The organism is Marinobacter sp. (assembly GCF_041690615.1).
Classification (GTDB): Bacteria; Pseudomonadota; Gammaproteobacteria; order Pseudomonadales; family Oleiphilaceae; genus Marinobacter.
Genome location: NZ_JAWLGY010000042.1, coordinates 1 through 13,821 on the forward strand (window position 1 = coordinate 1; position 13,821 = coordinate 13,821).

The following is a 13,821-nucleotide window of genomic DNA, read 5'->3' on the forward strand; positions in this document are numbered from 1 at the left end:
CCATCCTGTACCTGTGGTACGCCGGCAATCCAGCTGTGGCTTACCTGACGGCCATGGTTGCTGTAAACCAGGTGAGAGGCCGGGTCATAGACTGGTTGCAGGAACGGGTCGCCCAGATCGACTGCGATCAGGTCGGCCTGCTTGCCGGCTTTCAGGGAGCCGAGCTCCTGGTCGCGCCCCAGGGCCCTTGCACCGTTGATCGTCGCCATCGCCAGTGCCTCGTGGGCCGTCAGCGCGGCGGCATCGCCGGACACTGCCTTGGCCAGCATGGCGGCCGTGGACAGCTCACCGAACAGGTCCAGGTCATTGTTGCTGGCGGCGCCATCAGTGCCGATGGTCACGTTTGTGCCGCCTTTCTGAAGGGCGTGAACCGGGCAGAAGCCACTGGCCAGCTTGAGGTTGGACTCTGGGCAATGGACGATATGGGTGCCACTACCGGTAACCATGGCCAGGTCATCGTCGTTCAGGGCAGTCATGTGCACACACTGGCTGTTGGCATTCAGCGCACCAAGGGTCTGCAGCCGCGCCAGGGGGCGCTGACCGGTCTCGCGCAGGGCCTCTTCGACCTCAAACGCAGTCTCATGGAGGTGAATCTGGAGTGCCGCGCCGGAAGACTGTTGCAGCGCAACGGCCTGTTCAAGGGTGCTGTCCGCGACGGTATAGGGGGCGTGGGGGCCAATGGCCATGCGCACCCATGGGTCGTGCTGCCACTCGTTCAACAGAGCCTTGCCCTTGGCGAGGTATTCGTCGGGTCCGCTACCCCAGGGCGTGGGCATCTCCATCAGTGGAAAACAGATTTGCGCGCGCATGCCAGCGTCCCTGGCCACCTGTGCGGCAATCTCCGGGAAAAAGTACATGTCGGAGAAGCAGGTGGTGCCGGTGCGGAGCATTTCGGCCATGGCCAGCTGAGTGCCGTCGGCAATAAAACGCTCGCTGACGAAACGCCCCTCTGCCGGCCAGATGTGGTCATTAAGCCAGGTCATCAGGGGCAGGTCGTCGGCAAGTCCGCGGAATAGCGTCATGGCCGCATGGCCGTGCATATTGATCAGCCCGGGCAGGACGACATGGCTGGGCAGGTCGATCACTTCCCGCGCCCGGTAGGCCTGGTCGGCTTGCTGTTGTGAAACAATGGCCTCGATGCGATCTCCCAGCAGCAGTACCGCCTGGTTCTCGAGTACTTCACCCAGGGGCTCGACCGGAATCAGCCAGCGGGCGTTGATTCGTACGTCAGCGGCGATAATGGTGTCTGCTGTCATGGGCAGGCCTGCAACTCCGGCTTGGTTTGTCTGGAAGGGCAGAGTATAACGGTCGAGTCAGACAGCAGCCAGCCTGTTACGTTTTCCAGAAGAGGTGAATAGATGACCCGAGGCAACCCCGATCCCGCTACCCAGACAGCCACCCCTGACACCGTCGCAATTCGCTGGCTGGGCCATGCGGTTCAACTACTGGATCAGCGTCGACTACCGCAAGAGGAGCACTGGCTCACCATCGAAGGTGCCGCCGGGGTTGCCCAGGCCATCCGGGACATGGTTGTGCGGGGTGCGCCCGCCATCGGCATCAGCGCCGCATACGGGGTCGCCCTGGCAGCACGGGGCGCGGATGACCAAGACTGGTTGCGGGAAGTGGAGGTTTCCGTCGAGGCATTGGCCGAGTCCCGGCCAACCGCTGTTAACCTGTTCTGGGCGCTGCAGCGAATGACCGGTGTGCTGAGGCAGTGCCACTCCCGGGAAGACGCCGTCGCACGCCTTGCTGAGGAAGCCGTAGCCATTCATCAGGAAGACCTGGCTGCCAATATGGCCATGGCGGACCTGGCTCTGGAGGCCATGGAGCTGAGCCGGCCCTGCGCCATCCTGACCCACTGCAATACCGGTGCACTGGCCACCGGAGGCTATGGAACCGCCCTGGGTGTGGTACGGCGCCTGCACGAACAAAAGCTACTGAAAAGGGTCTATGCGGATGAAACCCGCCCCTGGCTGCAGGGCGCAAGGCTCACCACCTGGGAACTGGCGAGGGACGGAATCCCCGTTACCCTCAATGCCGATGGTGCGGCAGCCGCCATCCTGGCCCGGGGGGATGTGAAATGGGTTATTGTGGGGGCCGACCGGATCACCGCCAATGGTGACGTCGCCAACAAGATCGGCACCTATGGCCTGGCCGTGCTGGCCCGCCACCACAAGGTGAAGTTCATGGTAGTGGCGCCGGCCAGTACCGTGGACATGTCCCTGGAGAGTGGCCGGGATATTCCCATTGAGGAAAGGGATGGCCGGGAGGTGCGTCAGGTCGGGGGTATCTCCGTCGCTCCGGAAGGCGTGGATGTGTTCAATCCGGTATTCGATGTTACCCCGGCCAACCTGATTGACCTGATTGTCACCGAGCGCGGAGTTGTCCATACGCCGGAGGTTACGGGGATGCACAAGCTTTTCGACTGACCGGCGTTGCGGCCAGCTGTTTACCGGATGTAAAAGGCCGGCTGCTTTCGGGCAGCCGGCCTTTCTGGTTCGCCAGACTACAGGCGGTCTATTCAGCCTTTGCGGTGACCGTGCCTGCGGGAAGGATGGTCGCCATGCGGCGATCCAGTTCCAGCATGTCCGCCATGATGTGGCCACCTTCCCGGACAATAAAGTCCAGCTCGTCGTCCTCGTTTCCGTGGGCCTCTGCCGCCTGCTGTTCCTCATGGTCTTCCATGGCTTCGAAGCTTTCAAACGGTTCCTCACCCCTGAGTTCCCGGCGGGCGTTGGCGATGGTCAGCTGCCGATGCTCCAGCTGCTGCTGGTAGTTTCGGCGCTCGTCCTCGTTCAGGCTGACCATGGTGGTTTTGCGCTGCTCCGTGAGGAAGTCAATTTCCTGTTGCAGGAGTCGGAACTCCGGGCTTTCGTCAAATCGTTCTGCATGGCGGTCCCGCAGCTCATCGATCATTCCGCTGAAGTCGAAGTAGCGGGCGTGGGGCACCGCGTCGATCTGGTCCCACGGCAGAGCGCGTTCAAGGGCATCCTCGCCGATTCGCGTGTTATCCACCCGTGACGGGATCTCGATATCGGGAATCACACCACGGTGCTGGGTTGAGCCACCGGATACCCGGTAGAACTTGGACTGGGTGATCTTGAGCTGGCCGTGATTCAGTGACCGCACCGCCTGTACGGTACCCTTGCCGAACGTCTGGGAGCCCACCACCAGGCCGCGGCCATAGTCCTGGATGGCCCCGGCGAAGATCTCGGAGGCCGACGCACTCATGCGGTTTACCAGAACCACCATCGGGCCATCCCAGGCGATGCCGGGATCCTCATCGGACAGCACTTGAACCTGGTTGTCGGGACTACGGATCTGCACTGTCGGCCCCTGGTCAATAAACAGGCCGACCAGGTCATTGGCCTCATGGAGAGCGCCCCCGCCGTTATTGCGAAGGTCCACCACCAGCCCGTCGACATTCTGCTCCTCACGGAGTTTCTCCAGCAGCTTGCGCACGTCCCGGGTGGTGCTCTTGTAATCGGGGTCACCCTGCTGCATGGCCTGGAAGTCCGCATAGAAGGTCGGGATATCAATAACCCCGATCCTGTAGGTCTGGCCGTTGCGGTCCAGTTCGATAACTTCGCTGCGGGCGCTTTGCTCTTCAAGCTTGACCTTGTCTCGCTTGATGTCGATGGAGCGGGTTACGGTTTCGTCACTGGCGTTAGCGGGCACCACTTCGAGGGTGACGACCGAGCCCCGGGGGCCGCGAATCAGGTCCACCACCTCATCGAGGCGCCAGCCAATCACATTGGTCGGCTCCTCTTCATCTTCCTGTTTTACCGAGACAATCCGGTCAGCCGGGCCGAGCTGGCCCTGACGCGATGCCGGGCCACCCGGTACCAGTCGGACGACCTTGGTGTACTCGTTGTCGGACTGGAGCACTGCGCCTATGCCCTCAAGGGACAGGCTCATATTGATGTTGAAGTTTTCCGAGTTGCGCGGAGAAAAGTAATTGGTATGTGGGTCCCAGGTGCCGGTGAAGGCGTTCATGTAGGCCTGGAAGGCATCTTCGCTGCGCATCTGGGAAACCCGCTTGCGCTGGCTTTCATAACGCCGGGTGAGCACCTCAATGATCTCGTCATCGTCAGTGCCATTCAGGCGCTGGCCGAGAACCGCATTCCGGATACGCTTGTTCCACAACCTGTCCAGTGCGGCCTGGTCCGGCTCCCAGTCAGCCTCGGAGCGGTCCAGCAGTATTTCGTCGTCGCTCTCGAAATCAAACTGGCCGAGACCGTCTTCGAGCAGGCCCAGGGCATAGTCCATGCGCTCCATGATTCGGTTCTGGACACGGTTATAGATTTCGAAGCCTGGTTGCAGCTGACCGGTTCTCAGTGCAGAGGCCATTTCCTGCCTGAGGGGCTGGAAGTCTCGGATGTCCTCCTGGGTGAGATAGACGCGCTGACCATCCAGATAGTCGAGGTAGTCGTCGAAAACCTCGTTAGCAAGATCATCATTGATGGCCTGATCCCGGAAATGGGTGAACTGGAGCTGGCGGGAAATCAGGATGTTGGCCCGGGCCTGCTCAATGGTAGGTGCCACTGACTCATAGGCGTTCTGGTCAACATTTGCCGAAACGGAAGTGCCGATCCCGGCCAGGGGGAGGGAAACCAGAAGCCCGAAAGCGATACTCCTGGCCCGGAATGCTACCGGCATGTTTCTTGTCTTCATATCTTGGGTTACCTGCTAAAGCCTGGGTCACGCGCCGATAGTCAGTATCGGCGTCAGACACCTGCCTGTCTGCCGACCGGGTCCGGTTTCCCGTAAACCCTGTACAGGCAGCAGTCGGTGTGGTGTCCCTTTGTCATTCATTGTAGGCAACCGCTCCCTCCGTTACCACAGTGGCTGTTGGTCGTGTAATGACAATCTCTCCATAAGTTGACCGGCAGTCTTCAGGCAAGTTCCAGTGCCCGCTGCAGTCGCTCACTCAGTTCAGGTGTCAGGTCCTCCGGCGGCAGTACCAGGCACCAGCGGGCTACCAGCGCTTCAGGGGATAATGCCGGAGTGCCCTGATCACCTTCCAGGCCCTGTTTGAGCCGCCTTACCTGGAGCTCCATGCGCAGGGGCTGGTCCGTTTCCGGAGCCGGGTGTCCGCCGAGGATCTCGGCCAGCACCACCAGTTCCTGCGGGTCATCCAGCTGCGCCCGCGCCGCAAGTGCCTGCCAGTGGTCCGGCAACTGAACCGGCCCCAGCTCTCCTCTCTGGTGCAGGTCAACCCATCGCTGCCAGTGACGGACGCTGGCCTGGTGACGCATCTGCTGCCGGCGCTCTTCCAGTTCACCGGCTATCTTGCGCAGCGACTGCTGCATCTGACCGGAGACCGGGCCGTTACCGGCCTCTTTCAGTTCGGCGAGGAGCTGGTCGGCTGCATCGGGCTCTGCGTCATGGTCATCGAGCCAGGTACGTGCCCTCGACACTACCATGTCAGCCGCCTCGTCGGCTTCGCCGGAAGCCCGGACCTGCTGTTGTCGGTGCTCATCACGCCTGGCGAAGATTGCATCGCAGGCTCCGCGGAACGCTTTCCAGAGCTTGCGATCTTCCCGGTGGCGGGTGATTCCGATGGCTTGCCACTGCTTTTGCAGCTCCTTGGCTTCGTTCATCGCATCCGGCAGCGGGGTGTGTTCAACCAGTTCCCGGGCCCGGTCCACTATGGCCTGTTTGCGGGCCTCGTTTCGGCTGCGTTCCTCGTCCAGGCGGCTGGATAATGCTGTCATCAGCTGGTCAAAGGTTTTCTGTACCGGGCGATTGTCCCGGAATTCCACCGGCCAGGCTTCCCGCCACTCCTGACGGGCGGTTTTCTCGATCTGCTCGGCGGCTTTCCAGTCCACTTGCGTCCAATCCACCGTCTCGAGATACCGTTGCAGCTCATCGCACAGGCTCTGGCGTTTCCGCAGGTGGACCTTTTTAAGATCCGAACGGGCCTCGAAGTAGGCGCGGCAGGGTTCAAACGCCTTGTCAGAGGCAGTGCGGAAACGTTGCCACAGTTCCCGATCGGAAGAGCCCCCAAGCTCCCGCCACTCCTGTTGGAGTTCCTGGATGCGGTCCGCCTTCGCCTCCGGCTCCATGGGCTGTTCAGCCAGGTATTCCATTTGTTCACACAGGGCAGTCTGTTTGGGTTTCGTGGCAAAGCCGTGCCAGTCGCCAAGCTCCCGGACCTGTCCGGCAAGGCGTTGCATTCGCGCCCTATAGCGGTTGCCGTCACGCCCGGGTATTTGCCGCTGAACGCTCTGGGCCTGCTTCAGAAAATGCCGGGATTCCTTCAACTGGCGGGCATCCAGTGCTTGCTCAAGGCGGTCCAGCGCCTGGTCCAGTTGTGCGGTTTTCTGGCGCAGAATATCCGGGTCTTCAGCCGGCTTCTGTTCCGGTGCCCGGTCTCTGGCGGCCCTGGCCAGCCCCTGTACCACTTCGGGCTGGGCCAGGCCCCGGGGCCAGTTCAACTGCTCAAGCAGGTGCCTGGCGGCTTCGGCATCCCCGGTTCCGGAGTTCAGGGTCTGGTCGATTTCGTCCTGGAGATTAGCCAGGCGCCGCAGGGCCGCAATGGCCTCTCGCAGGGCCTGCATGCGTTGTTCGAACAGTTTCTGCTCCTGGTGCGCCACTTCTGTGTCACGGGTGGCCTCCAGCCAGCGGTTTTCCTGGGTGCGTTGGAGAGCGTCCAGGGCAGGCAGGGCACTTTGGGCCGGCGCCTCACCGCCCAGTTCTGCCAGGGTCTCCTGCAGCAGTTCGAGGGTTTCCTTCCTTTGAACCTGTTGCGCTTGTTGCTCCTTTTCTGCCTGGCGCTGCAGCTCCTGTTCCCGGACTCGCTGCCGGCACTGGTGCAGGGCACTCAGTACCTGTGTGCGGGTATCGTTGTCTGATTCCGCTTCCAGGGCCTGCCACTGCTGTTCCAGCTTTTGCAGACGGGCTTCATACAGGTTCGTATCCCGGGTCAATGCGAGCTCACTTGCCTGTCGTAACAGAGTTGCCAGGGCGTCCCTGGTGGCCTGCGCTTTATCCTCCTGACGACGCTGCTCCTGCAACGTATGGCGTACCAACTGGTACACGCCCTTGTCACTGCCCCTTGCCAGCTTCTGCACCTGTTGCAACTGATCCCGGTCCGTCAGGCCCCTGGCTGCCTCGAGGCGAATGTCTGCCGCCAGTCCGTCAATGGCGAGTTCGGCCAGCGTGCGCTGGCTGCATTCCGGCTGGGCAAGCAGGGCACGTTGATGATCAATGGTGTTCTGGGCCGCATCCCGGGTTTCCTTGCCTGACGGGTTCTCCTGTTCCGGTGCGGTATCGCCCCGACCTTTTCTGGGGCTGGTCTGACTGGTCGCGGCACTGAAGCGCTTCTGGAAGAGTCTCTGGATAAATGCGGCCATGTCGGTATCCTTGAGGAATCGGTTCACCGGGCGTGTCGCCCGCAGGTGCAAACGGGTGTATGAAGCTACCCGGATAACGGGCTTTGAAGCATGTCGGGATGCTTCGTGGCCCGGGCAGGTGGCATAGTCTATCCTCTGGAAACCGCTGGCGGAAAGGGCCTGTATGGCAAACCTGGACAAAAAACGGAGCCCTGACGAGCAGGCGCCCGAAATCGCGCTGCGCTTGCTGGCCCGTCGCGAGCACAGTCGCTTCGAACTGGCCATGAAACTTCGCCAGCGACGAGTACAGGACCGGGTCATTGAGCAGGTTCTGGACGACTTCGAGGAGAAAGGCTGGCTGAGCGACGATCGCTTTGCAGAGGTTTTTATGCGTCAGCGTATCGACGCTGGCTATGGCCCCCTGAAAATACTCGCCGATCTACAGCAAAGGGGTATTTACCGTACCCCGGATGCAATGACGGCAATACCGGAATCCCGGTGGGTCACCAGGGCCATAGAGGTAAGAGAGAGGCGCTTCGGCCTGACCGATGTGTCCGGTGACTGGACTGAGCGTCAGCGACAGGGAGGCTTCCTGGCTCGCCGTGGTTTTTCCGGGGACCAGGTGGAACAGGCGCTGGAGGCTGTCAGAGCGTCGGAGGAGTAAGGCCCATCTCCCGGGGCAGAACGAGGGAGGTTTCCTGTTCTTCGGGCTTGGCCTTACGCGTTTCCCGGGAGGTCGGCGGTGACAGTTCACCGGCACCGGACTCCGCGACCATGGGGGCGTCCGGCTCGGACTGCAGGTCATAGCGCCGTGCCAGCACATCGAAATAGCGGCGGATGTTCTGCACGTAGATAACCGGCTCATGGCCTCGGGCGTAGCCATGGCGGGTCTTGGAGTACCATTCTTTCTGGGACAACAGTGGCAGGAATTCTTTCACATCCAGCCAACGGTCCGGGTTGCGACCGGCGGATTCCGTCAGGCGCCGGGCGTCTTCCAGGTGGCCGAAGCCAACGTTGTAGGAAGCCAGTGCAAACCAGGTGCGGTCCGGTTCCTGCACATGTTCCGGAATCATCCGGTGGACCTGGCGGAAGTAACGGGCGCCGCCCTCAATGCTCTGGCGGGGGTTCAGGCGGTTGTCGATGCCTATATGCTCTGCCGTAGTTCGGGTCAGCATCATCAGGCCACGAACCCCGGTGGGAGACACTGCGTCACGGCGCCAGTTGGATTCCTGGTAACCGATGGCCGCCAGCAGGCGCCAGTCCAGGCCGGTTTCCTGCCCGTAGTCCCGGAAGACGTCCAGGTATTGCGGCAGGCGCTCCTGGATGTGTTCCTCAAAGGTCAGTGCGCCGACATAGCCCAGCTGATCCAGGTGCCCGTAGAAGCGCTCCCTCAGGTGGGCCAAGGTACCATCTTTTTCGATGGTCTCCAGAAACTGGCGTGCCTCCTGATACAGCGTGCCATCATTGGTGGTGGGGAACAGCCAGGCAATGGCTTCCTGGTCGCTGACACTGAACGCCCGTTTGACGTTCGGATAGAATACATGGTTAAGGGCCAGTTCGTTGGCGTCAACTACCGCCGCCGGAAACTCACCTGCCTCCACGCGTTCAAGCATGCCGGCGGCATCGAGTCCTTCATGGACCTGGTAGTCAAGGGCAGGGTGTGCTGATCGCAACTTCTGCAGATGGGGCAGGTGGTTGGTTTCCGCCGCGACGTGAACAACCACCTGCTGCTCCAGCAGATCCTCCACGCTGTCGGGGTGGTCCAGACCGCGGTGATAGATTATTACCGACTCGGAGGTCAGCCCGTTGGCCAGCGAGCGGAAACGGTCACCCCAGTCCCGGTCTGCTGACAGTCCGGTGAAACCGATATGGGCATAACCCTCATCCAGTACCCTGAGAATCTCACTGTTACTTCCGGCCAGCCGGACCCGCAGTTCGACCCCGAGATGATCCGCAAGCCGCCGGGCCAGTTCGTGGTCGAAACCGGTGGGACCTTCCCGATCCTCGTAATAAATGGAGGGCGCGTTACGGGTGATGACGTGCAGCACCCCTTCGGCCTGCACGGTGGCGAGGGTGTCAGGGCGCGTACAGCCACTGGCCATCAGGACCCCCAGCAAAGCAACGAGAATGCCGCGCAGAGGGAGCAGATATGGTCTGAGATTTCGGGAGCAACCCAAATTCATGGCCTCCGGAACGGGATGCTGCATAATCCCCCAGAGCGATGAAAAAGGTCAATCGGCCACGGGGAAGATTGCGTGCACATGGGTATATTGTACATTTGTTGTCCGCTGCTGTATCCCCGCTGCAGTTTCCAGTATTATTGCGCCCGTTCATAAACGGTGCCCCGACGCCCGCGCATGCCCGCCATGCGGTGCCGGGCGGTATGTACCGGTTTCCCAAGTTCGCGCGATACAGGTTATAACCCATGCTGGAACTCCGCGGCGCTCCCGCTCTTTCCCCTTTCCGCTCTGAAAAACTGTTTGGTCAACTGGCAGATACCGTAGGCGGTGTGCGTGCCATCTATGCGGAATTCATGCATTTCGTGGACGCCGAGGCTGAGCTGGGCGATGCCGACCAGGCCGTGCTTGACCGGCTGCTGACCTACGGCCCCAGCGCTGATCGCCGCGATCCGGAAGGGGTCCTGTTTCTCGTCGTACCCCGGCCAGGCACCGTGTCACCCTGGTCCAGCAAGGCGACGGATATCGCCCGTAACTGCGGCCTGCGCCAGGTGCGGCGTATTGAGCGGGGCATCGCCTACTATGTGACCGCTGACAAGAAACTCTGCCGGGAAGCCCGGCAGGCCATTGCCGCGCTGCTCCATGACCGCATGACGGAAACCGTATTCCACGAAATGGGTGGCGCTGAACTCCTGTTCCATCGTGAAGAGCCTCGTCCGCTGGAGCGCATACCGGTGCTGTCCGGGGGGCGTCCAGCGCTCGCGGAGGCCAACCAGCGCCTGGGGCTGGCCCTGGCTGAGGATGAGATTGATTACCTGGTGGAATCCTTCAGTAATCTGGACCGGGACCCCACCGATGTAGAACTGATGATGTTCGCCCAGGCCAACTCGGAACATTGCCGGCACAAGATCTTCAATGCCTCCTGGGATATCGATGGTGAAGGGCAGCAGAAATCTCTGTTCGCCATGATCCGGAATACCCATGAGATGAGCAGTGAAGGCGTACTGTCTGCCTACCGGGACAATGCCTCGGTTATCCGTGGGACGGTCGGCGGGCGTTTCTATCCAGACCCGGAAACGGCCCGTTATCAGTATGTGAATGAGCCCATCCACATTCTGATGAAGGTCGAGACCCATAACCATCCCACGGCTATTTCCCCGTTTGCCGGTTCCGCTACTGGCGCCGGCGGTGAGATTCGCGACGAGGGTGCCACCGGTCGCGGGTCCAAGCCCAAGGCCGGCCTGACCGGGTTTACCGTCTCCAACCTCGAGATTCCCGGCGACCTGCAGCCCTGGGAGGCTGGCTACGGCCGTCCTGAGCGGATCGCATCGCCACTGGATATCATGATCGATGCCCCGGTGGGTGGCGCCTCCTTCAATAACGAATTCGGCCGGCCTAACCTGGCCGGTTATTTCCGCACCTTCGAACAGCGTGTGGCCGGGGCGGCCGGTGAAGAAGTGCGTGGATACCACAAGCCCATAATGATTGCCGGTGGTCTTGGAAATATCCGCGAGGACCACGTCGAGAAAGGCGAGATCCCCGTGGGCGCCCGGCTGATCGTATTGGGTGGGCCCTCCATGCTGATTGGCCTTGGTGGTGGTGCCGCCTCATCCATGGACTCCGGTACCAGCAACGAGAACCTTGATTTTGCCTCCGTGCAGAGAGGCAACCCGGAAATGGAGCGCCGTTGCCAGGAAGTGATTGACCGTTGCTGGCAGCAGGGCGGCCAGAACCCAATAGCGTTTATCCATGATGTGGGCGCTGGTGGTCTGTCCAACGCCATGCCGGAGCTGGTCAAGGACGGCGGCCGCGGTGGCAAGTTCGAACTGCGGGATATCCCCAGCGATGAACCGGGTATGTCGCCACTGGAAATCTGGTGTAACGAGTCCCAGGAGCGTTACGTACTGGCGGTCGCCGAAGAGAATATGGAACGCTTCGACGCCATCTGTCGCCGTGAGCGTTGCCCCTACGCGGTTATTGGCGAGGCCACGGAAACCCATCATCTGTCCCTGACAGACGCCTATTATGGCGATTCGCCCGTCGACCTGCCTATGGAGGTGCTCTTCGGCAAGCCGCCCCGGATGCACCGGTCTATCAACCGCACGTCCTTCACCAAGTCAATCTTCGATTCCACGAAGATTGACCTGAACGAAGCCGTGCGCCGGGTGTTGCGCCTTCCGTCGGTGGGCAGCAAGAGCTTCCTGATCACCATCGGTGACCGCACCATTACTGGCCTGGTAGCCCGCGACCAGATGGTCGGGCCCTGGCAGGTGCCGGTGGCTGACGTGGCGGTCACAGCTGCGAGCTACGATGTGCTTACCGGTGAGGCCATGGCCATGGGCGAACGCACACCCGTGGCCTGTATCGACTCGCCGGCATCCGGTCGCATGGCGGTGGGTGAGGCAATCACCAACCTCGCGGCGGCGCCGATTGCACAGCTCTCCGACATTCGCCTGTCGGCTAACTGGATGGCCGCAGCCGGTCATCCGGGTGAGGACGAAAATCTCTACGAAACCGTTCGTGCAGTAGGCATGGAGCTGTGCCCGGCACTTGGTATCGCGATTCCGGTGGGCAAGGACTCCATGTCCATGAAGACCGTCTGGGAAGAGGGCGAGGAGCAGAAGAGCGTGACTGCACCGCTGTCCCTGATCATCAGCGGTTTCGCGCCGGTGACTGACGTCACCCGTACAATGACACCGCAACTGAAGACGGATCAGGGCGAAACCGACCTGATCCTGGTGGACCTTGCGGCCGGTCAGAACCGTCTGGGCGGCTCTGCCCTGGCACAGGTGTTCGGGCAAATGGGAGCGGTAGCACCAGACCTGGATGATCCGGAAGATATCAAGGCGTTTTTCGCAGTGATTCAGGGCCTCAACCAGGATGGCAAGCTGCTTGCCTATCACGACCGCTCCGATGGAGGCATGTTCGTGACCCTGGCAGAAATGGCCTTTGCGGGACGCACCGGCGTCGATATCCGCCTGGATGGCCTGGCCGAAGAGCCCGGCCAGTTCGCCCGTGAACTGTTCAACGAAGAACTGGGCGCGGTTATCCAGGTACGTCGGGACGACACACCGTTCGTTCTGCAGCAATTCTCTGGCGCCGGGCTGGGTGAGCACACCTCCGTGGTTGGCACCCTGAATGCCGAGGACCGGGTCCGCTTTTCCTTTGAAGGAGAGCCGGTTATCGACGAGGCCAGGGCAGACCTGCAGCGTCTCTGGTCAGAAACCAGCTACCGCATCCAGAGCCTGCGTGACAATGCCAATTGTGCGCAGGAAGAGTTCGACAACCTGCTGGCCAGCGATGATCCCGGACTTGGTGCACAGCTGAGCTTCGATCCGTCGGAAGACGTGGCGGCACCGTTTATTGCCAGTGGAGCCCGCCCGAAGGTGGCTGTACTGCGTGAACAGGGCGTAAACGGCCAGACCGAGATGGCCGCAGCCTTTGATCGCGCCGGATTTGACGCGGTGGATGTTCACATGAGTGACCTCCTCTCTGGCAGGGTCACACTGGATGGCTTCCGCTCACTGGTTGCCTGTGGCGGTTTCTCCTATGGCGACGTGCTCGGTGCAGGTGAGGGCTGGGCCAAGTCCATTCTGTTCAATGCCCGGGTCAGGGACCAATTTGCAGGGTTCTTCGAGCGTGAAGACACGTTGGTACTGGGGGTCTGTAACGGTTGCCAGATGCTGTCCAATCTCCATGAGCTGATTCCGGGTACCGCAGGCTGGCCCCGGTTTGTCCGTAACCAGTCCGAGCAGTTTGAGGCGCGCCTGGTAATGGTTGAGGTGCAGGCGTCAAAATCCGCATTCCTGGATGGCATGGCGGGCTCACGGATGCCTATCGCCGTGGCCCATGGTGAGGGACGTGCGGAGTTTGGCGCCAGCGGTTTTGAGGCCTTTGACCAGTCCGGTCAGGTGGCTCTGAGATACGTGGATCATCACGGCCAGGCAACGACGCGGTATCCCTATAATCCCAATGGCTCAGAGGGGGGGATCACGGGCCTTGCCAGCCAGGATGGAAGGGTCACCATCATGATGCCGCATCCGGAGCGCGTGTTCCGTACAGCACAGTTCTCCTGGCATCCGGACGGCTGGGGTGGGGATGGCCCCTGGTTACGCATGTTCCGTAATGCCCGCAAGTGGCTGGGATGATATAAGGGCCTGGCCTGGCCGATAACGGAACCGAAAGCCGGTAACAGGGAACCCTGTTACCGGCTTTTTTGTAGTGCGCCAGGCATGGCGCGTAGCGCCTTGACGGCGCTGTTCCGGTCCAGGTGGTGCTGGCCGGATGACTTGGGGGTGCAAGTCCCC

Annotated in this window: 7 protein-coding genes; 3 read left to right on the forward strand and 4 right to left on the reverse strand. The window is 61.3% G+C overall.

Going from position 1 to position 13,821, the window contains the following annotated elements:
* Positions 1–1,256 (reverse strand): TRZ/ATZ family hydrolase (locus ACESMZ_RS17240; RefSeq protein ID WP_372973068.1); only part of this gene is annotated, 1,256 nt, incomplete at its 3' end.
* Positions 1,257–1,358: 102 nt separating this feature from the next.
* Between ACESMZ_RS17240 and mtnA the strand changes: the two genes are divergently transcribed.
* On the forward strand, positions 1,359–2,429 hold the full coding sequence (mtnA, locus tag ACESMZ_RS17245) for an S-methyl-5-thioribose-1-phosphate isomerase (RefSeq protein ID WP_372958265.1): 1,071 nt from the start codon (positions 1,359–1,361) through the stop codon (positions 2,427–2,429).
* An 88-nt stretch (positions 2,430–2,517) separates the two neighbouring features.
* Here mtnA and ACESMZ_RS17250 read toward each other — a convergent pair whose 3' ends face one another.
* Both ACESMZ_RS17250 and ACESMZ_RS17255 read right to left on the reverse strand, forming a co-directional pair.
* A complete protein-coding gene (locus ACESMZ_RS17250) occupies positions 2,518–4,674 on the reverse strand; it encodes a carboxy terminal-processing peptidase (RefSeq protein ID WP_372958264.1) in 2,157 nt (718 codons plus the stop codon).
* A 221-nt stretch (positions 4,675–4,895) separates the two neighbouring features.
* Positions 4,896–7,358 carry a DUF349 domain-containing protein gene (locus ACESMZ_RS17255; RefSeq protein ID WP_372973069.1) on the reverse strand — a complete coding sequence of 821 codons (2,463 nt, stop codon included), beginning with the start codon at positions 7,356–7,358 and terminating at the stop codon, positions 4,896–4,898.
* A gap of 163 nt (positions 7,359–7,521) precedes the next feature.
* Here ACESMZ_RS17255 and ACESMZ_RS17260 point away from each other — a divergent pair, with 163 nt between their 5' ends.
* Positions 7,522–8,001 (forward strand): regulatory protein RecX, encoded by a 480-nt coding sequence (locus ACESMZ_RS17260; RefSeq protein WP_372958262.1) that lies wholly within the window; start codon positions 7,522–7,524, stop codon positions 7,999–8,001.
* Here ACESMZ_RS17260 and mltF read toward each other — a convergent pair.
* Positions 7,982–9,439: a membrane-bound lytic murein transglycosylase MltF gene (gene mltF, locus ACESMZ_RS17265; protein ID WP_372958261.1), complete on the reverse strand. Its 1,458-nt coding sequence runs from the start codon at positions 9,437–9,439 to the stop codon at positions 7,982–7,984. The genes ACESMZ_RS17260 and mltF overlap by 20 nt on opposite strands.
* Before the next feature lie 323 nt (positions 9,440–9,762).
* Between mltF and purL the strand changes: the two genes are divergently transcribed.
* The gene (gene purL / locus ACESMZ_RS17270) at positions 9,763–13,662 is read left to right on the forward strand and encodes a phosphoribosylformylglycinamidine synthase (protein ID WP_372958260.1); all 3,900 of its coding nucleotides are present in this window, start codon (positions 9,763–9,765) and stop codon (positions 13,660–13,662) included.
* Positions 13,663–13,821 lie beyond the last annotated feature (159 nt).

Bases quoted from the DNA above. Each gene is read 5' to 3' on its own strand.
- ACESMZ_RS17250 (WP_372958264.1), bottom strand. From the start codon at position 4,674: ATGAAGACAAGAAACATGCCGGTAGCATTCCGGGCCAGGAGTATCGCT.
- ACESMZ_RS17260 (WP_372958262.1), top strand. From the start codon at position 7,522: ATGGCAAACCTGGACAAAAAACGGAGCCCTGACGAGCAGGCGCCCGAA.
- mltF (WP_372958261.1), bottom strand. From the start codon at position 9,439: ATGGCCAGTGGCTGTACGCGCCCTGACACCCTCGCCACCGTGCAGGCC.
- ACESMZ_RS17255 (WP_372973069.1), bottom strand. From the start codon at position 7,358: ATGGCCGCATTTATCCAGAGACTCTTCCAGAAGCGCTTCAGTGCCGCG.
- mtnA (WP_372958265.1), top strand. From the start codon at position 1,359: ATGACCCGAGGCAACCCCGATCCCGCTACCCAGACAGCCACCCCTGAC.
- purL (WP_372958260.1), top strand. From the start codon at position 9,763: ATGCTGGAACTCCGCGGCGCTCCCGCTCTTTCCCCTTTCCGCTCTGAA.